Origin of the sequence: Flavobacterium sp. DG1-102-2 (genome assembly GCF_033042555.1) — a bacterium.
In the GTDB taxonomy this organism is placed as follows: Bacteria; Bacteroidota; Bacteroidia; order Flavobacteriales; family Flavobacteriaceae; genus Flavobacterium.
In genome coordinates this window covers 32,632-54,253 of sequence record NZ_JAWLIK010000003.1, presented here as the reverse complement: position 1 = coordinate 54,253, position 21,622 = coordinate 32,632, and the positions used below count along the sequence as shown (strand labels likewise).

Annotated in this window: 9 protein-coding genes; 1 reads left to right on the top strand and 8 read right to left on the bottom strand. The window is 44.2% G+C overall.

The features are described 5' to 3' along the window. Positions 1-51 precede the first annotated feature (51 nt). The 8 genes from R1T16_RS05455 to R1T16_RS05420 all read right to left on the bottom strand — a co-directional run bounded on the left by R1T16_RS05455 (position 52) and on the right by R1T16_RS05420 (position 19,776). Positions 52-1,461: a peptidylprolyl isomerase gene (locus R1T16_RS05455; RefSeq protein WP_317500076.1), complete on the bottom strand. Its 1,410-nt coding sequence runs from the start codon at positions 1,459-1,461 to the stop codon at positions 52-54. After that, complete coding sequence (locus R1T16_RS05450) at positions 1,445-2,293, bottom strand: peptidylprolyl isomerase (RefSeq protein WP_317500075.1); 849 nt, start codon at positions 2,291-2,293, stop codon at positions 1,445-1,447. The genes R1T16_RS05455 and R1T16_RS05450 overlap by 17 nt, the downstream gene beginning before the upstream one ends. After that, complete coding sequence (locus R1T16_RS05445) at positions 2,293-4,266, bottom strand: peptidylprolyl isomerase (protein ID WP_317500074.1); 1,974 nt, start codon at positions 4,264-4,266, stop codon at positions 2,293-2,295. Before R1T16_RS05445 ends, R1T16_RS05450 begins: the two co-directional genes overlap by 1 nt. Positions 4,267-4,530: 264 nt before the next feature. Continuing rightward, positions 4,531-6,471, bottom strand: coding sequence for an OmpA family protein (locus R1T16_RS05440; RefSeq protein ID WP_317500073.1), 1,941 nt, complete (start codon positions 6,469-6,471; stop codon positions 4,531-4,533). A gap of 12 nt (positions 6,472-6,483) precedes the next feature. Then, positions 6,484-7,413, bottom strand: a complete 930-nt coding sequence (locus R1T16_RS05435; RefSeq protein WP_317500072.1) for a type IX secretion system membrane protein PorP/SprF — start codon at positions 7,411-7,413, stop codon at positions 6,484-6,486. Between the two features lie 66 nt (positions 7,414-7,479). Further along, complete coding sequence (locus tag R1T16_RS05430) at positions 7,480-15,363, bottom strand: gliding motility-associated C-terminal domain-containing protein (RefSeq protein ID WP_317500071.1); 7,884 nt, start codon at positions 15,361-15,363, stop codon at positions 7,480-7,482. 60 nt (positions 15,364-15,423) lie between these two features. Next, positions 15,424-17,817: a hypothetical protein gene (locus tag R1T16_RS05425; RefSeq protein WP_317500070.1), complete on the bottom strand. Its 2,394-nt coding sequence runs from the start codon at positions 17,815-17,817 to the stop codon at positions 15,424-15,426. 270 nt (positions 17,818-18,087) lie between these two features. Continuing rightward, a complete protein-coding gene (locus R1T16_RS05420) occupies positions 18,088-19,776 on the bottom strand; it encodes a hypothetical protein (protein ID WP_317500069.1) in 1,689 nt (562 codons plus the stop codon). A 196-nt stretch (positions 19,777-19,972) separates the two neighbouring features. On the opposite strand from R1T16_RS05420, the gene R1T16_RS05415 reads away from it, so the two are divergent. After that, positions 19,973-21,562, top strand: coding sequence for a peptide chain release factor 3 (locus R1T16_RS05415; protein ID WP_317500068.1), 1,590 nt, complete (start codon positions 19,973-19,975; stop codon positions 21,560-21,562). The last annotated feature ends 60 nt before the right edge of the window (positions 21,563-21,622 follow it).

The window sequence follows — 21,622 nt, the reverse complement described above, 5'->3', positions numbered from 1 at the left end:
CTTATAAATATTTTTACTCTTTACCTAAAGTTTAGAGACAATAACCTATAATTATTTTACCCATTGGTTGGCAAACTTACACGTGCGGTATTCTCCGTTAACCTTAACATAAGTATCTTTTATTTTCTTACCGCTCCACTTAGCGATTTCTTTGATCTGTTTTTCTTTAATGGCAAGATCCTTAATTTTAGTATAATCTTTTGCATAATCTGCCGGGTGCTCATCAAAACGGTCGGTAACCTTCATGATCTTAAAGATAACATCGTTACGCTGCCCCACAGATTTTATCGGCTGAGACACCTGGTCATCTTTAAGGTCTACAATATCATTGTAGATTTCAGACGGTAATTTAGTAAGTTCAAAACGGTTAGTAAACGTTTTTGGATTTATAAGAAGCCCTCCATTATTACGTGTTTCTTTTTCGTCCGATTCTGATTTTGCTGCATCCGCAAATGTAATCTGGCCGCTTACTATCTTTTCCCTAATATTAATTGCTTTCTCTTTAGCTTTCTGGATATCTTCAGGGCTTGGTTTTGGCGACATCAATATATGCCTCACATCAAGCTGCTGGCCCCTTATCTTTTCTATATAGATAAGGTGAAAACCAAATTCGGTTTCAACAGGCTCAGATATCTCCCCTTCAGGAAGGCTGAATGCTGCCTCTTTAAACTCTTTAACAAACTGCGTCTTCCTGTCCATCTTAAGGAAACCACCACTCTGTCCGGATGCCCTGTCTTCAGAATAAAGCACCGCCTTACTGTAAAAACTGGCGCCATCCTGTATCTCTTTCTTGATCTGCTTCAGCTTATCTATTACCTTTTGTTTTTCTGCCTGGGTAACCTGGGGCTTTATCACAATTTGTGCTACTTCAAGCTCCGCACCAAATACCGGACGGTCTTCAGGCTTAAAGCTGTTGTAAAATTGTTTTACCTCTTCGGGAGTGATCTCTACAGCATCAATGATTTTTTTCTGCATACGTTCTGTAAGCTCCTGGTTTTTTATCATTTCAAAAAGCTCAGTCTTAAAATTTTCAAGGCTTTTCTTTTTAAAATAAGCAACCATCTTGTCTTCGCTGCCTATTTGCTCTACAAAGTAATCAATCTGCCTGTTCATCTTTTCGTTAACATCGGCGTCGCTTACTATAATACTATCCTGTATTGCATGGTGTGCATACAGTTTATCTTCCATAAGCTTACCTAAAAGCTCACATCTCGTAATTTCTTTAATCGGAACATTTTGCGCCTGAAGCTCCCTGTACATAAGGTCTATATCAGAATCCAGCACAACAAAATCTCCCACAACCGCAACAACACCATCTATCTTCGTCCTGCCGGTAAACTTTGGTGCCGGCTTAACACTGTCCTTCTTAATTTCGGGAATAATCTCTTGTGCAAAAGCCATATTCATACCTGCAAAAACTATGGCCAAAAACAGGGCAAGCCTGCTATTTATAAACTTCATATGTATTGTTTTTAATCGCGTCATCCGTAATTTCTTTTTGAAACTTCTTTATTAACTCCAGTTTCCTATTATTTATTATCAATTGCTGTAAAGTAGGCTTAATATATTCAAAAGGCGAGATCTGGTTCTTCTCCAGCACGCGGCTTACTTTTACTATATATACGTCGGTAGAGTCAGGATATTGATACGCCATGCTTCCGCTTACATACTTATCCCTGTTCTCAGGAGTAATAAACGGCAGCTTGGAATATATCTGGTTCATATCCACCCATGTAGTATCGTTAAAGGCATAACTTTTAAACTGTATAGCCATATCATTAAGAGCCTTGATATCTTTTTTATTACCACTCAAAAACCTGCTTTTTACAAGAGCAAGCTTAGGGTGGTCTTTGGCTACCCTTACATATTTTAGCCGTACAAGTGCACCTGTAGTCTTGAAATTTTCTTTATTGGCCTTGTAGTAAGATGCCAGTTCTTCGTTTGTAACCACAGTATCTACACTGCGCTTAACCACCTCTTCAAGATAGGCCCCCGTATACAGGTCTATCTCATACTGGCGTATCAGCTTTGCATATTCTGCCTGCTTGTCTTTACTAAGGTTAACCTGTGCTGCATTATACAATAGCTTTTGCGAAGCCCAGCGGTCTATAAAATTATTAACAATAGCAATACTGTCCTCTTTAGAAGTGCCCTCTGGAACAATACCCTTAAGTTCAGATATATCAAGGTACTCCTCATCTACGCGTGCCACGGCATGGGGCTTTTGTTCCTTCTTAAGATTACAGGAACAAACACATAGTACCAATAAGAACTGTACTGCTTTTTTTATCATTACTGATTAAGCTGTTTCTTAACTTTTGCAAAAACATCTTTGTTTACCTGTACATTAAATTCTTTTTCAAGATCGCTTATCCAGGTACTTTCAAGTTGCTGCTGATAGTCGTTTATAACACGCCCTTTGCTTTCTTCAAGCGATTTAGGACCTGCCGGTGTAACCTTATTAGTCTTGATAACATAGTAGTATCCGCCATCTTTTATAACGTCAGATATTCCTGTTTTCCATTCGTTAACTTTAGGAAGCCCATCGCTGTCTTTTTCAAAAACACCTTTTTTCTCAAGGACCTCTATTTTGCCATCTTTGTTAAGTTCAGCCTTAATATAATCGGCACCTTTGCCTTTCTTAAGGTATTTTTTTGCCTTCTTGATGATATCTTCCTTAGTAGACGAATAGATCTCTGCATCTACCCTCTCTTTCCATTGGTATTTGCTTATGTTGGCTTTATAATATCCGTCAAGGGCAACTGTATCATTTTTAGCTTTTTCCCAAATTTCCTTTTCCATAAGGTCAAACAGTAGAAGGCCGTCACGGTATTCTGTCATAACCATGCCAAATTCAGGGAATTCATCTTCAAGATTATCGTTATAATAGGCATTAAGCTTTGCATTAGAATACTCATTATATAACAACTCAACCTGCTTAGAAAGCGGTTTTACTATAAGCCCTGCTTTTTGCTGCATCTCTACATACGACAGAAAATCTTTAGCCGAATATTTCTTGTCTTTATTAATGGTAAAAAGTGTCTGGGTATAGGTATCTATGTTAGCCGGCAATATCCACCCCTGTGTGTAGATCTTGTCATTAAGCGCTTTTAAAACCTTAGCGTAGGTTGCAGCATCTTTCTTAACAACGTATTTCTTTTTAAGTTTTTCGGTAAGCGAATGCTCTATCAGTTTAGAACGCTCATCTTTTCGTATCCTGTTTTCAAATTCAGGCTTAACCTCATCATACGATTTTATGCCGTTCTTTTCTATAAGCTTGGCAATATGCCATCCGTATTGTGTTTCAAACGGAGCCGAGATATCGCCCGGATTCTTAAGTGCAAATGCCTGGTCTTCAAAAACAGTAGAGCTTAGCTCGCCCGAGTTAAAGCGGTTTAGCTTACCACCACCTGCAGATGTAGATTTGTCCTGAGAGAACTGTTTTGCAAGTGCTGCAAAATCTTCTCCCTGTTTTAATTTTTTATAGATATCCTCAATAGTAGATTTTGCTTTTGCAGCCTCTTCAGGATTGTCTTTTTTAGGCTTCATGATCATGATATGAGCCACTGTAACATCGCCGCGGTTGTCCCTTATATCTGTAACCTTAATTACATGGTAGCCAAAACGGCTTCTAACTATTTTAGATATCTGTCCTACCGGAGTATTGTATGCGCCGCTCTCAAACGGGTATACCATCCTGAAAACGGTAAAATAACCCAGGTCACCCTGATTTTCTTTCGCCGACGGATCCTGAGAATATTGTTGTGCCAATTTTCCAAAGTCTTCACCTGCAAGTGCTTTTTTCCTTGCTTCGGCGGCTTTGTTATACGCCTTAAGTGTATCGGCAGGAGCTGCATTCTCATCTACAGTTATAAGTATGTGAGATGCCTTAAGTTCTTTTTTAGAACGGGCATACGCCTCATCTGTAAGCTCTTTTGTAACCTTAGTGTCTGTAAGGTAGTTTTTAGCCAGCTGGGTACGGTATGTTTTAAGTTCGCTTTGGTATTTCCTATTGTTCTGAAGTCCCAATTTATTGGCCTTACTCACTTTTAGCTTGTAGCCAATGAACAGGTTAAGGTAGTTGTCAAGATCTTTTTGAGAATCGTCTTTTACAAGATCAAGGTTTTTTTTGTAAACCCTTATAAATTCATCTGTATAATATGGTGTGCCATCTACGGTAAACAGCACTTCTTTTTTTACTTCCTGAGAAAAGGACATTGCCGAAACAAACAGGCAAAGACCTAAAAGAACCTTTTTGAATTTCATTATAAAACGTAATTTATGTGCTTTAATCGGTTAAGTAAACGCAGGGAATCTTAAAAAAGTATGACTCCTCATTTTTTGCGACCAACAAAAGTAACAATTCAGAAAGATTATACAAGGATATATTTAATTTATGTATGCACAGAGTAGCAAAGCAGCTGTCTTCTTTTATGTTTTCACAGCGATTGGCGGGATACAAAAAAAGTAGGGAGGCACTCCCCTTCAGAATGCCTCCCCGGTAAAAAAAACTGGTAATCCAAAAAACTATTATTTTTTTACAATGATAAAGTCAGATCGCCTGTTGAGTGCATGCTCTGCATCAGTACATTTCACTCCATTTTTACATTTATTTCTAAGCCTGGTCTCACCATAACCTTTAACACTCTCTATTCTTGAAGCGTCTATGCCCCTTGCCACAATATAATCGTGGGTAGCATTTGCCCTGTTTTGCGATAGCTTAAGGTTATAATCGTCTTTACCTCGTGAGTCAGTATGCGATTCTATCTTGATAACAATAGCAGGGAAGTTTTTCATGACATACACTACCTTGTCAAGCTCTGTTGCAGCCTGCTCAGTAATGGCATATTTATCATAATCAAAATAAATAGGATTAATGTCTACTTTCTCTACGTTATCTTCTTTCTTGATAAGGTCGGCATAGTTGTTAAGCTCAAAGTCAACATTTTTGGTCTCCTCACCATTTTTCTTGTTGATATCAAGTTCCTTATCGGCTTTGGTATGGTTCTCCTTAGATGCCTCTACCTTTATCTTACTGCCGCAGGGCACTTCAACCTTATACGTACCGTCTTCTTTAGTTTTTGCCGATGCAATCACATCGCCAAACTTATCCAGCACCTTTACATCGGCAAGGTTAATTGCCATTTTGTATTTGGCATTGGTAACCTTACCAGATACCCACTGGCTGCAAGGCGGTTCCTGTCTTGTAAAATAATAGATATCATCATCTCCCCTGCCTCCCGGCCTGCACGAAGACAGGTAGCCGTATTTTTTCTCCTTATCTATAATAAAGGAGAAATCGTCACGGCCGCTGTTTACCGGCGCACCCAGGTTTTTAGGTTCAGAAAACTGGAAATCCTTTATTCTTCGGCTCTCAAAAACATCAAGCCCGCCCATTCCGTAATGCCCGTCTGAAGCAAAATACAGTATGGAATCGTTTACAAAAGGAAACATTTCTTTACCGGTAGTATTAATCGTTGGCCCCAGGTTTTGGGGTGTACCCACTTTCCCGTCGCCAAAAACCTCAGCTACATAAATATCGGTTTCACCAAGGCCGCCCGGCATGTCTGACACAAAGTACAGCCATTTACCGTCTGACGATAATGCAGGATGCCCTACAGAATATTCTTTGCTGTTAAACGGCAGCTTCTCTACGTTAGTCAGCTTATCGCCGTCCAGGTTTCCTTTAATGATCTCAAAGTTATTAGTCCCCTCTTTAGCATTGTTAAGCCTGTCGTTTTTCTTTACCACATTGGCGCTGTAAAACATCATCTTATTGTCAGGGCTAAAGGTAACAGTAGCATTGTGATACTGCGTCTGCTCGCCCGATATAAACTTTTTATCATTAAACAAGGATCCGTCAGATGCGTTTCTGTCGGCAACAAAGAGCTCAAGGAAAGGCTGGTCTGTCCAGCTGTAGGTCTTTCCCCCCACTTTTGTAGTATCCTTGCTTGAGGAATACACTACCTGATTGCCGTAAAATGCCGCCCCAAAGTCTGACTTATCCGTGTTAATGGCAAGATTCGTCAGTTTATAGTTAGGCGGAGCAGCATTAAGGCTGTCCAGGTATTTCTTTTGGCTTATCAGCCTTGTAATAGCTGCCTGGTCACCTTTTGCATCGAGCCTCTTTTTTGTAAGGTCATACGCTTTTTGGTGGTTGCCCTCAGCTTTAAGCGACTGGATATAGCGGTTAAAATATTTGTCGTCCATCTCTCCGGCCGTAAAGCCGTCAAGTTTAGAATACCATCGCAGCGCACTTGCCGTGTTACCGGTATAGTAATAGGCATCGCCTGCATTCTTTATCGTTTCTATACCCGGTTCTTTTGCATCGGCCAGGTATTTTTCATACTCTTTAGCCGCATCTACATAAGCATACTCGGCAAACAGCCTGTCGGCTTTCCTCAGTTTAGACTGAGAGAATCCTGCGGTAGCGCATAATAACAGGCTGAGTAAAAATATTTTTCTCTTCATGATGTGTATATTTTAGAAAAACCTTGGCGATTTGATTCGGGTAGCTTTTGGTACAAGCTGAAATCTCAGGATAATTTCGTGAGAACCGTCGTTGTACTTGTTAAGCTCTGTTACAGAATAGTCATACGAGTAGCCTATAAAGAAATTTCTTCCGGCCTGAAAGCCTATCAGCGCGCTTACAGAGTCGTCAAAACGATACGCAGCGCCCAGGGTTACAGTTTCCTGCAACAGGAAGTTAGCCGAAATATCTGCTGTTATAGGTGCTCCCGATACTATTTTTGCCATAAAGGCAGGCTTGAATTTTAAATTATCCGAAAGGTTAAAAACATAACCCCCGATAACATAATAATGAAGCCTGTCTGAAACCGCAGCTTCCTGCACATCATCATAATAATCTGACCGTATAAAATTAGGTACAGATACTCCTGCATACCATTTATCTGTATAATAATATACCCCTGCACCTACCGATGGCGATAACTTATTATTGATATTGGTATTAAGAAGCGGGTCGCCTCCCTGATAGTAAGTACCCTTAGACCAGTCTATATTCAATATCTTGGCACCGGCTTTTAAACCAAATGCTATCTTAGAATTAAAACTTACCGGAATGGTATACGAAAAGTTACCGTCAAGATATACCTCGTTAGACGGACCTATCTTATCGTTTACGGCACTAAATCCAAGTCCTATCTGGTCGTTTACCGGCCCATGCACGGTAAGTGCCTGTGTTTCGGGTGCTCCGTCTATGCCTACCCACTGCGAGCGGTGCTGCAGCGTGGCCTCAAGGAATCCCGGAGATCCTGTGTAACCCGGGTTTACAGTAAGTGTATTATACATATACTGTGTGTACTGAGGTTCCTGTTGTGCCTTAGCGCTTATGGCAGTAAGGACGATACATATCAGGAAATATCTATTTAGAATTTTTGAAGTGATTTTCATACTAAAATATATTTTTGTTGATAATTATGGGGCAGCAGCATGCCGCTGCCCCGTTTATCATCTTAGTTATCTCGCAATATATACCCATCCAGTTTTCTTCGTGCCATCTACTTCAAGCACATAGAAGTAAGTACCTGCCGGCAGCATCTCATCCCTTCTTACAACACCGTCTACATTAGCGGTACCGTCAAAGTCGTTAGCATATGCTGCTTTTTTGTACACAAGCGATCCGTACCTGTTGTATATCTCCAGTTTGTTGTTAGCAAAAGACTCTATACAATCTATCCTAAAGGTATCGTTTATACCGTCTCCATTAGGCGTAAACTCGCTGTATATGTCAAGGCACGAAGGCTCTATTGTTACACTGGCCGAATTGTTGCTCAGTACCCTGTCTGCAGGACTTGAACTTAGTATGGTTACTATATTCTCATAATTTCCTCCAAACAGTACTTTTGCCTCAAGCGTAAGGACTGCATCGGCCTGTGCAAGCAGTTCAGGTATGTTCCAAACTCCTGTTACAACATCATAAGAACCCTGGCTTACCAGCACGTTAACAAACTCGTATCCGCTAGGAAGTACTTCGCTCACAATCACATCAGTAAACGAACTTTGTCCGTCATTACTTACCGTCACGGTAAAAATAACATTTTCATTGATATTTGGACCAGTTATGTTAACAGTTTTCGTAATTGTAATGTCAGAGCAGCTTTCTATAGTGATATCGAGGTCGGCAGACGATATACCTGAACAACCATTAACATCTGTATAAGAAACACTTACAAACCCTTCTCCTACTTCAGCCCAGCTTACAGTCACCGTGTTATCAGTTGGCGTTCCGCCTGCTGTAACCGTTCCGCCTATAACATCCCAGATATAATCTGAATTGCCGGCCTCTGTGGTATAAACCACGGACTGCCCAAAGCAAACTGATGCCGCTCCTGTGAGCGTTGCCGCTGTACCCTGATTAACAACCACTGTTATTGCAAGCCTTACAAGACTTTCGCAGCCATCTACCGTTACAGATGCGTAGTATGTACCATTTACAAGCGGCGTATTTGATGCCAATGGCACACCCCCTGTTGCTGTACTGTACCATACAACACCCGGCTCGTTAACCTGGATGTTTGCTACCGTAGGATTTTCTGACGAACAGAATTCCTGCGTTGCATCTCCCGTTGTAGGAGTAGCGCCGCTGTTTACCGTTACAGTTATGGCAAGCCTCACTGTACTGTCGCAGCCCGTTACAGGGTCAGTGTACGATGCGTAATATGTCGTACCGCTTACAAGTGCAGTGTTAGACGCTATCACAGTTCCACCTGTTGCAGATGTATAATACACCACTCCGGTTTCATTAACCTGTATAGAAGCTACAGTCGGGTTGTTTACCGCACAGAAGTCCTGTGTAGTATCGGTAGTCGTTGGTGTAATACCATTGCTTACCGTTACCGTTACCGCAAGGCGTACAGAACTTTGACAGCCTCCCGGTGTAGTCAGCGAGCCGTAGTATGTAACTCCGGACACTAATGCATCTGTAGCTGCTACCGCTGTACCGCCTGTTGGAGTAGTGTACCAAACCACGCCAGGCTCATTTACCTGGATGTTTGCAACCGTTGGGTTATTTATAGAACAGAAATCCTGTGTCGTATCGCCTGTTGTAGGCGTTGCACCGTCCTGAACAGTTACTGTTACAGCAAGCCTTACTGCACTAGGACATCCGTTTGTATTAGTAACACTTGCATAGTATATCGTGTTGTTTACAAGCGGCGTTGCCGATGGTATCAACGTACCTCCCGTAGGGGCATCATACCATACTATACCTGTGCCTACAACCTGTATGCTTGCAACCGTAGGGTTTGTATCTGCACAGAATGTTTGCGAATTACTAACCGTTCCCGGAGTCGTACCGTTATCTATAGTTACCTGTATTGCCAGCCTTACATTGCTCGCACAGCCCGTTGCAGGATCTGTAAGCGATGCATAGTAAGTCGTGCCGTTTACAAGCGCGGTAGTATTAGCTATCGCAGTACCTCCCGTTGCCGAAGCAAAGAAAGTAACACCACTCTCGTTTACCTGTATATTAGCTACCGTAGGCGCATCTGCACCACAGAATGACTGCGCAGCATTGTTTGTTGTTGGTGTAGCACCATTACTCACAGTTACTGTTACAGCAACCCTTACTGCACTTGTACAGTTCCCTACTGTTAAACTACCGTAGTATGTTGCTCCGTTTACAAGGGCAGTTTCCGGCGCTACAGCCGTGCCGCCTGTTGCAGCCGTGTACCAAACTACTCCTGTCTCATTTGTCTGGATGTTTGCTACTGTAGGTGCATTTACCGTACAGAAATCCTGAGTAGTATCGGTAGTTGTAGGCGTAGGCGCATCGGTTACTGTTACGGTTACTGCAAGGCGCACTGCACTTTCGCATCCTGACATTGTATCTGTAAGCGATGCATAGTAGGTTGCTCCTGATGTTAGTGCGGCAGTCGCCGGAATTACTGTTCCGCCTGTTGCAGCCGTGTACCAAACTACTCCTGTTTCATTAACCTGAAGGTTAACTATCGTAGGGTTTGCTGTTAAACAAAAATCCTGTGTAGTATCTCCTGTAGTTGGTGTTGGCGCATTGCCCACCGTTACGGTAATGGCAAGCCTTACTGAGCTTTGGCATCCTGCAGCATTTGTTAATGCTCCGTAGTATACCGTACCGTTTACAAGGGCAGTAGTAGGCGCAAGAGCCGTACCGCCTGTTGCAGTGGTGTACCACGTTACTCCTGCTTCATTGGTCAGGATGCTGGCTACTGTAGGATTTGTTACCAAACAGAAGTCTTGTGTAGCATCGGTTGTAGTTGGCGTAGGGGCATCGGTTACTGTTACTGTTACCGCAAGGCGCACTGCGCTTTCACACACACCGTTTACAAGTACGCCATAGTAGGTAGCACCGTTTACTAAAGCAAATGTTGCAGGAAGCGCTGTTCCACCCGTAGGGTTTCCGTACCATACAACTCCTGTTTCATTTGTCTGGATATTAGCCAGCGTAGGCGCATTGCTCACACAGAAATCCTGTGTAATATCATTTGTTGTAGGTGTCGGTGCATCGCCTACAGTTACTGTAACTGCAAGCCTTACTGCACTTATACATCCTGAAATATTATCTGTTAACGATGCATAGTAAGTTGTTCCTGATGCAAGAGCGGTTGTGTTTGGCACTATTGTTCCGCCTGTTGCGGCAGTATACCATACCACTCCTGTTTCATTTACCTGAATATTAGCTACAGTAGGCGCTGTTATCAAACAGAAATCCTGGGTAGTATTGTTAGTTGTTGGCGTTGGTGCATTACCCACGGTTACTGTAACCGCAAGTCGCACGGCACTTGGGCATCCTGATGCACCGTCAACAAGTGCTCCATAATACGTAGCACCGTTTACAAGCGCTGTTGTATTAGCCACCGGAGTTCCTCCTGTAGCAGCCGTATACCATAGTACACCTGTTTCGTTTACCTGTATGTTTGCTACCGTAGGATTTGTAAGCAGACAGAAATCCTGTGTCGTATCTGTGGTAGTAGGTGTTGGGGCATTGCCCACTGTTACCGTTACCGCAAGGCGCACTGCACTTGGACATCCCGAAGCTGCGTCTATCAATCCTCCATAGTATATAGTATTATTTACAAGCGCGGTAGTATTAGGAATCACTGTTCCTCCCGTTGCCGCTGTGTACCAAACCACACCTGCTTCATTTACCTGTATGCTGGCAACTGTTGGGCTGTCTGCAACACAAAACGTTTGTGTAGTATTAGCTGTTGTAGGCGTAGGTGCATTGGTAACATTTACCGTTACCGCAAGCCTTACTGAGCTTTGGCATCCTGTAACTGCATCTGTAAGCACACCATAGTAAGTTGTGCCGGATACTAAAGGAGTACCCGCAGCAACCACAACACCTCCTGTAGGAGCAGAGTACCATATTACACCCGGCTCATTTACCTGAATGTTTGCCACTGTAGGCGCATTTACCACACAGAAGAACTGGTTACTATTTAATGTTGTAGGTGTAAGCTCATCGTCTACCGTTACAGTTACTGCAAGGCGTGTTGCGCTCTGGCATCCGCTAATGGTAAGGCTTCCGTAGTAAGTAAGTCCGCTTACAAGCGATTCTGCATTAGGTATTACATTACCTCCTGTTGCAGCGTCATACCACACCACTCCGGCTTCGTTTACCTGAATGCTGGCTACTGTAGGGTTGTTTGCTCGGCAAAAATCCTGCGTAGTATCATTCGATGTAGGTGTAGGCGCATTGGTAACCGTTACAGTTACCGCCAGCCTTACTGAGCTTGCGCAGCCATTAGCAGCCGTTAGCGAGCCGTAATAAGTGGCCCCGCTTACAAGCGCTGTTCCTGCTGGCACTACAGCACCTTGTGTTGCAGCGTCATACCATGTAACACCCGGCTCATTTGCCTGAAGGTTTGCCACAGTTGGGTTATTAGACAAACAGAATGTTTGTGCCGCGTTAAGCGTTGTAGGCGTAGGCGCGTCATTAACTATTACTGCTATTTCCAGCCTTACCGGGCTTTCGCAAAGGTCAGCTGTCCTTACCTGCGCTGCATAGTAAGTAGTACCATTTACAAGAGCAGTAGTAAGCGGCAGTGCTGTTCCGCCTGTAGCGGCAGCATACCAGTTTATATTTGTTTCATTAACCTGAAGGTTTGCCAGTGTAGGCAAGTCTACCCTACAAAATACCTGAGAAGGGTTTGTAGTTGTAGGTGTCGCCACAGGATTAATTAAACATGGATCACATATTGTACCTGCATTATTATAGTTTGCCAGATAATTGTTATCAAGAACAAACACATTTGCAAGGTAGTTATTAAAGTCTCCGTTTGCCATTCCTGCATCTGTAGACTGAGGGTCTGTAGCGTTGTTAAACAACCTTACACCTTCTATACAGCATTGTCCGTTAGGAAGTACAAAGGTAAACAGCAGCAGCTCCTGACCTGCCTGGAAGTTCACGGCAGAACCATTTGTTACAATAGCATGGAAATCGTTCAGCGGCTGTGCTCCCGGAGCATAAACCATTGAGTTATCTGTCCATATTCCTCCGTTTACTGTAGTCACCGCCAGCGCCACATTGTTTAACGCAGCCGGCAGTACTACCGATACCTGGCTACCACCTGCAAAGAAGTAGTTTCCTGCGGTAAAGTTTGGCCTTGCATATACCTCATAGGTACAGGTAGCAGAGTTAAACTTAACAGTAGTTTCTATCGTTGGTGCTGCATTACAGTTAGGGTTACCGGCATTAGGGTCGCAGGCATTAAGCGGATTCGTTCCGTTTGTTACCTCTGTACCGTCGTTTATACCGTCACCATCTGTATCTGCAAGGGTAGGGTTTGTACCTATTGCAGCTTCCTGCGAATTAGTAAGTCCGTCATTGTCCTGGTCGCATGAAGGCGAAGATGGGTTTGGCGAACACGCATTAAGCGGATCACTGCCGGCTGTTACCTCAGCACCGTCATTAACGCCATCACCATCGGTATCAGGATTTACAGGGTTTGTACCCAGCGTTGCTTCCTGTGTATTGCTCAGGCCATCATTATCCTGGTCGCACGCAGGCGAATTTATATTAGGGCTGCACGCACTAAGCGGATCACTGCCGTTAGTAACCTCAGCACCATCATTTATACCGTCACCATCAGTATCAGCAACGGTAGGGTTTGTACCCAGTGTTGCTTCCTGACCGTTAGTAAGGCCGTCGTTATCCTGGTCGCAGGCACCTGATGCTGCATTAGGGCTGCATGGATCAAGCGGATTGCTTAAGCCTATCACCTCTGCACCATCGTTTATACCGTCACCGTCTGTATCAGCAACCGTAGGGTTAGTACCCAGTATAGCTTCCTGTGCATTGGTAAGGCCGTCATTGTCCTGGTCGCAGGTAGCAAAGATGCCATTAGGGCTGCATGCGCTAAGCGGATCGCTGCCGTTTGCCACCTCTGTACCATCATTTATACCATCCTGGTCTGTATCGGCTACAGCAGGGTTTGTGCCAATGGCTGCCTCCTGCTGGTTAGTAAGCCCGTCGTTATCAAGGTCACATGAAGGCGAAGTTGGGTTTGGCGAACACGCATTAAGCGGATCGGTGCCATTGTCTACCTCGTTTCCATCGCTTATTCCGTCACCGTCAGTATCAGGATTGGCCGGGTCTGTACCGTTAGCAGCCTCCTCAACACTTGTAAGTCCGTCGCCATCAGCATCACAATTAGGATGTCCCGGATTAGGGCTGCACGCACTTAATGGATCGCTTGGAATTGCTCCGTTTACCTCAACACCATCGTCTATACCGTCCTGGTCTGTATCGGCAAGGGAAGGATTTGTACCAATTAGGGCTTCCTGCTGATTGGTAAGTCCGTCACCGTCCTTATCACATAGTGCAGAATTATTGTTAGGCACACACGGATCGTTATCGTCAGGATCTGAAGCCGCCGGCGTACCGTCGTTATCATTATCTGTAGGGCATCCTGCTGTTGGCACAGGGCTGCATGGATTTAAAGGATCGCTTGGCGGTATGTTGTTTACCTCTGTACCATCGTTTATACCATCGCCGTCTGTATCAGGGTTAGCAGGATTAGTCCCTAAGGCAGCTTCCTGGGTATTTGTAAGCCCGTCACTATCCTGGTCACAAGGCCCGGCGTTAGCGTTTGGGCTGCATGGGTTTAATGGGTCACTCGGCGTAGTACCGTTAACCTCGGCACCATCAGTTATACCGTCACCGTCTGTATCAGGGTTTGTTGGGTTAGTACCCGCAGTAATTTCCTGCGCATTGGTAAGGCCGTCCCCGTCCTGGTCGCAGGTAGCAAAGTTAGCGTTAGGGCTGCATGGACTAAGCGGATTGCTTCCTGCTGTAACCTCAGCGCCATCATTAAAGCCATCGCCATCTGTATCGGCAACTGTAGGATTTGTACCTATTGCAGCTTCCTGCGCATTAGTAAGACCGTCGTTATCCTGGTCGCACGCAGGCGATGTCGGACTCGGGCTGCACGCATTAAGCGGATCGCTTGCAGGCGTATTATTTACCTCGGCACCATCATTTATACCGTCGCCATCTGTGTCTGCAATAATAGGGTTTGTACCTGCAGCAATCTCCTGCGCATTGGTAAGCCCATCATTATCCTGGTCGCACAGCGGCGAGTTAACGTTTGGGCTGCACGGGTTTAAAGGGTTGCTGCCATTGGTTACCTCGTTTCCATCGGTAAAGCCATCGCCGTCTGTATCTGCAACTGTAGGGTTTGTGCCCAGTGTTGCCTCCTGTGCATTAGTAAGGCCGTCATTGTCCTGGTCGCAGGTAGCAAAATTGGCGTTAGGCACACAAGGATTGTTATCATCAGGATCTGTACCGGCAGACACACCGTCGCCGTCGTTATCTACAACGGCACAGCTTGTACCGGTATTGGCATAGTTAGTACCGTAAAAATCGGTAAGGGTAAATACATTACTAAGGTAGTTCCTAAAATCGGCACCGCTCATTCCTGCCGCGGCCGATTGCGGATCTGTAGTATTGTTGAATAATCGCACACCGTTAAGACAGCCTTCTGCAACAGTAAACCTGAACAGCAGCAATTCTGTATTGGCTGTAAAGTTTACCTGAGAGCCGTTTGTGGCAATACCGTGAAAATCGTGCACTGCATCGGCAGCAGGTGCATATACCTGTGAGTTGTCTACCCACGGGCCGCCATTAACCGACGTTACCGAAACTGCTGCGTTGCTCGCCGCTACCGGAAGCACTACCGTGATCTGGCTTCCTCCCCCAAAGTAGAAGTTGTTTTGGGTAAAGGTGGGCCTGGCATATACTTCGTATGCGTTGCTTGCCGTAACATATTTCAGGGTAATGTCAATTTGCTGCGAAAAGAGGTACTGGACAGGCATGAACAGCCCGGCCAATAATAGTATCTTGAGTATAAAACTTTTCATACGCTAATTGTATATGGTTTAAAAAAAGGATTGATGTAAAATGGGGTTTATGCCTGCATTTTACTGTGGCAGCTGCTCAAACATTCCGTTATAGTTTGCCAGAACATTTGTGTTTAGCGGATAGGTAACAATAATATTAAGCATAAGCTGCCTGTCATTGTTAGCGCCGTCATACAGCACCTTTCCATCCATGTTCACATCTCCGGAGAAATAACCGTTAGCATTTGCGTAGTTTAGGATCTGCGACGCATTGCCCGGAAATGAAAGCACCTGAGATGCATTCACCTGCCTGTCGTTAGACGAACCATCGTATTTTACCTGGGTGTCGTAGTTTGCATTACCAGAATATAATGCCCTTATACCTCCTACTGTTGCCATTGCCTCCTGGCCGTCAAAGCCCGGTAGTACAAAAAGGTCTGTATTGGTAAGCGTGGTAAAATTAAGTGCTGCGGCCCCGTTAGTAACGGTAACCGGCTGGTTGTATAAAGCACCAAAGTGGTTCCTGTGTTTTATGGATACCCTAAAGGTTGAAGGAAGACTAAGTACAAGCGGACCTCCGTTTGCAGCTACGATATCACCATCCCTTTGTATAAGTGCAGCAGCTGTTCTTATAACCGTATTTTGGCTGGCAGCATCCCTGAACTCTACAAAAACCCAGTCTACAATAGCATCGCCTGTGCCGGCATTCGCCTGAAGCACTGCTGTAGTTGTGGTTTCTGTACCGCCACCGCCTACATGTGCAAAGCGTGCTCCAAGCACATTGCTGTAGGGCTGCGTTAACGGTATTGCGCCCGCTTCGCGAAGGTTATCGCGCATCAATCCTCCCGTTGCGTTAAATAACGCACCCTGAAGCATTGCTTTTAGAGTTACTGTTACATCGCAGTTTGCTGCAAGTGTTACAGTAATGGCAAGGCGGGTTGTACTCTGGCAGCCTGTAACAGGATCTGTGAGTGTAGCGTAGTATGTAGTATTATTTGTAAGCAGTGTTGCAGGTGGTATTACCGTACCCGCTGTAGCTGCGGTGTAGAATGTTACCCCTGTTTCGTTTACCTGAAGGTTTGCCACTGTAGCACCTCCAAAACCGCAAAACGACTGCGAGGCATTATTTGTTGTAGGTGTAGGTACAGGTGTAACCGTTACAGGAACTGCAACACGCGAAGATTCTTCAGGACAGCCAATTTTTGCTGCTGCCACATAAAAAGTTGTTGTTGCTGTAAGTAAAGGTGTTACAAAAGGCAGGCCAGATGCAACAGTTGTAGGTGTTCCTCCTGTAGCAGTTGTATACCAGCGCAGCTCATTACCTGCTGCTGTAGTAGCTACTAAAGATGCTGTGCTGTTTACACAGGCAAAGTAATTTCCTGATGCAGGTGGTGTTACCACAGGCGGCGCTACCGTTCTTGTAACCCCAAAAAAGTCAAGATTTTGCGCTACCGATGCTCCTACAAGCGAGCTGAACTGAACCGTTATCCTGTCTATAGGTGCGCCCGGATTTACAGGTACCGTAGTAATCGTACCGCCCTGAAAATTTAAAAGGTTAAGCGCAAGCAGCGTAGAGAGCGTTTGGTTAGAAACTTCTGTTCCGCCGTTTGAGGTAATTACCCTCACGTTGTTTATAAGGTCAAGATTTAGCAGTGTGCCTGTTGTCCTCAAACGCACGCCAAACTGGTCTGTAGCGCCCGAGAGGCCTTCAAAGTAAACCGTCTGGCTTACTGTTGCACCCACGCCAAGTATACCAAGACTCAGTACTGAGAAATTGGTCGTGTTGGCATCAATGGCAAACTGAGGGTTTTGCACCCCTGCCGAGCCTAACTGAAGCGCATCCAGCGTTATACCAGATCCTGTAAAGTTTGTAAATGCCGGAGCACCGCAATTTGCAGGTGCCGATACATAATACGTTTCAAAAACATTAACGATTTTCTGGTTGCCTAAGCCTACTAAGCTTGCACCTACACGGCTGGTAAGCCTTATCCTGTTGTACTGAACAGCAGGAGTAATTGCAATAAGCGTTTCGCCGGCTGCATTGGTTACAATTCGCAGCCTTTCGCCCGAAAAGTTTGCAACATTGTTACTGTTGCCCGTAAGCACAACAGAAGCACCATTTCTTGCATCAACAGTAAATTCCTGATTACCTATCAGCACTGCACCAAGCACTGTAGAGAGTAACCCCCCAAGGTTACCGCCCAATAGTGCAGGCAATAGGTTATCTTCTGTTGTAATTTTCACATAACTCGTAGTGTTCGCAGGAACCATGGCCGGATAGTTAAGCTCAAGATAACCCGAGTAAGCACCTAAGCCGAGAGCCAAACCTGAATTTGCCCTGACCTGAGCAGCGGTAGCCATATTCTGATCATATGACTGTGTAACGTTGTCTGTCTCTAATGAAGTAGCAGACGAAGCATAAACTCTCGTTTGCGCAGATCCCCTGTAAGGATTAAGGAAAAGCGCTCCTGCCATAAGCAGAAAGAGAATTTGGATTTTGGGAGTAGTTTTTAATACCATAAACGTAAAGATTAATTAAATAATTCATTGGTTCACGGGATGAAATTACCTCGCCACCTCCAAAACACCTTTTATAATTGCGAATTTCGCATAAGTATCGACAAAATACATTATTTAATCGATGTATGACGCACATAAATTCTTACTAAATTTTTAATTAAAATTTAACGATTGTTTAGCTATTTTTTGTTAAATTAATGAGGATAATTTTAACCTAATTTAGGCTTAAGCCCCGTTTTTAATCCGTTGCCTTACCATTGGGTTACTCATCACAACGCAGTTCCTTGTCGAAACCTTAACAGCACTTGTAGGAACAGACTCACACGCGATCCCATTTGCCGTTCGAATGGTAATCCTCCTGAAAAAGGTTGCCTGAGTGAGCATAGGAGGCTGATATGAAACTGTATTTGAAGATGCAACTTGTATCCAGTTAGCCTGATCTGTAGATGACTCCCATCTGTAACTTATATCGACTCCGCTTTCCACTGATGATGAGGTTAATAACGTTGGCAGCCTTGTGAGGCAAACGGTCTGCATCCCTTCAATCGTACCCGATGATGGCTTACCAACGACCATTGCCGTGGCCGACTCCAAAAGGCTTGCACACCCTCCTGCTATTTTTTGAACATAATAAGTGGCAGATGCATTTAAAGCTGGAGTTGCAAAAGCCTGCCCCGATATAGTTGTTGCCAAAAGATTTGTTGCCGCAGGCGAATCATACCATTTAAACTGTGCTCCTGACGTTACTGAAGTTGCTGTAAGCGACGCTGCACTGCCCGAACAAACCGGTGCAGCAGCATTCACTAAAGGCAGACCGGGTGTTTTTGTAGCTCCATAAAAATCGAGGCTCTGCAATATACTTACTGCCGTATTGAGCCTAAGCGTAATCCTGTCTACAGGCAGGCCGGGAGTCATGTACAGGGTAGTTATCTGTCCGCCCGTTATGGTAAGCAGGTTTAGGGCAATAAGTTCTGACAGAGTTTTTGTCTGCACCGCCGTTCCACCGTTAGAGGCTATAACGCTTACGTTACTGGCAATACCTGCCGTAAGCAGTGCGTGTGTTGTTTTGATCTTTATTGCAAAACGGTCTTCGGCATCTGAGAGGCCTTCATAATATACCGTCTGCTCTATGCTTGAACCTAAAGCCAGCAGCCCCATGCTCAGTACCGAAAAATCGGTAGTGCTCGTGGTAAGCACATTTTGGGCATTGGTAACTCCGGTAGAGGCCAAACTTATTATTCCTGCCGCCGAAAAAGATGTATAAGCCGGTTCACCGCAATGTATAGTTCCTGTTACATAATACGCATCATACACGCTAAGTGTTCTTGTGGCTCCAAGCCCCAAAAGGGCGTTACCCACTTTGTTTGTTATCTTAATACGGTTATAAGCCTGATCCGGCATTATCCTGATAAAGTATTCTCCCGCGCTATTTTGAACGATCCGTAGCTTATCTGTACCAAACTGCGATGCCGTGGTGCTGCTTCCGCTTAACAAGGGTGTGCCCAAATTTAGCCTTGCTTCTACCACAAACTCCTGGTTGCCTGTAAGCACTGCGCCAAGCACATTAGAGAGAAGAGTGCCAAGGCTTCCGCCGAGCAATGACCCTAAGAGATTGTCCTCGGTGGTTATCTTAACATAGGTTGGTGTATTGGCTGCAAGCTGCGTTGCAAATTCTAGTTCTATAGATGCATCATGGCCTGCAAACACGAGCGTATTTGATTTTGCAACAAGATCTGCCTTTGTAGCCAGCAGTCCGTCGTGCCCTAATCCGGCAGCGGTTACATGGTCACTATTTACCAGCGTCATGGCATAAACTTTAGACTGGGCATTGACATTGCTAAAAAGAAACACAAAAAATACCACGCAGCAAATGCGAAGGATATTTCTTATATATGTTTTTCTTGTTTTAACCAATTGATCTTTAGATTATCGTACCCCGTAAAGAGCAGTGTAGGATAAAACTAACATTTGCCATGCGCGCGCGAAAAGACTTTAGCAAAAGGCTCGATGTAAACAACATTTTTATCTATGAAATGAACATCTTATCTTTGCACCCGTTAAAGAGGAAAAACCTACTTTTGCATAATTATAAGAAACAGAGGCAAAGAGCATGAATTTTAATAAAGAGATCGAGAGAAGACGCACATTTGGTATTATTTCCCACCCCGATGCCGGTAAAACGACACTGACTGAAAAACTTCTTCTTTTTGGGGGTGCTATCCAGGAAGCGGGTGCGGTAAAAAGCAACAAGATTAAAAAAGGTGCTACGAGTGACTTTATGGAAATTGAAAGACAGAGGGGAATCTCTGTTGCTACATCTGTTCTTGCTTTTAATTATCAGGACAAAAAAATAAACATTCTGGATACGCCCGGCCACAAGGATTTTGCTGAAGATACCTTTAGGACCCTTACAGCCGTAGATAGCGTTATTGTTGTTATTGACGTTGCAAAAGGGGTTGAGGAACAAACCGAAAAGCTGGTTGAGGTATGCCGTATGCGTAACATACCTATGCTCGTTTTTATAAACAAACTTGACCGTGAGGGTAAAGATGCCTTTGACCTTATGGATGAGGTGGAGCAAAAGCTTGGCCTTAGCGTTACCCCTTTAAGTTTCCCTATTGGTATGGGGTACGATTTTCAGGGGATCTATAACATCTGGGAAAAGAACATCAACCTTTTTAGCGGCGACAGCCGTAAGAATATAGAAGAGACTATTGCCTTTAGCGATATAAACAGTCCTGAGCTTGAAAAGATCATTGGCCAGAAACCGGCCGATCAGCTTAGGGAAGAGCTTGAGCTTATAAGCGAGGTTTACCCGGCGTTTAACAGGGAGGCTTACCTTCAGGGTAAACAGCAGCCTGTATTCTTTGGTTCTGCATTAAACAACTTTGGGGTTAGGGAACTTCTTGACTGCTTTATTGAGATTGCACCGTCACCAAGGCCAAAAGATTCTGACACAAGGGAAGTAGAACCTACCGAAAATAAATTTGCAGGATTTGTATTTAAGATCCATGCTAACATGGACCCTAAACACCGTGACAGGATCGCTTTCGTAAAGATCGTTTCGGGGGTTTTTGAAAGGAACAAGCCGTACCTTCATGTACGCCTTGGTAAAAACCTTAAATTTTCGAGCCCTAACGCTTTCTTTGCAGAAAAGAAAGAAATTGTGGATATCTCCTACCCCGGTGATATCGTGGGCCTTCATGATACCGGTAACTTTAAGATAGGCGACACGCTTACCGAAGGCGAACTTATGAGCTTTAAAGGGATACCGAGCTTCTCACCTGAGCATTTCCGTTACATTAACAACGCTGACCCCCTTAAGGCAAAACAGCTTGAAAAAGGTATTGACCAGCTGATGGACGAAGGTGTAGCACAGCTGTTTACACTGGAAATGAACAACCGTAAGGTTATTGGTACTGTAGGTGCACTTCAGTATGAGGTTATACAGTACAGGCTGGAGCATGAATATGGTGCAAAATGTTCGTATGAGAACTTCCCTGCGTTTAAAGCATGCTGGGTGAAACCTGACGATGCCAAGAATGAGGAATTTGCCGAATTTAAAAGGATCAAGCAGAAGTTTTTAGCAAAAGACAAATACGGACAGCTTGTATTCCTTGCCGATTCTGATTTTTCAATATCAATGACACAGTCTAAATATCCATCTGTAAAATTATTCTTTACATCAGAATTTGACTAATGGTCATTTTGACCTCTTTTTTTACCTTTTATAGATTCTTTAGCAAAAAGAAGCAAAAAA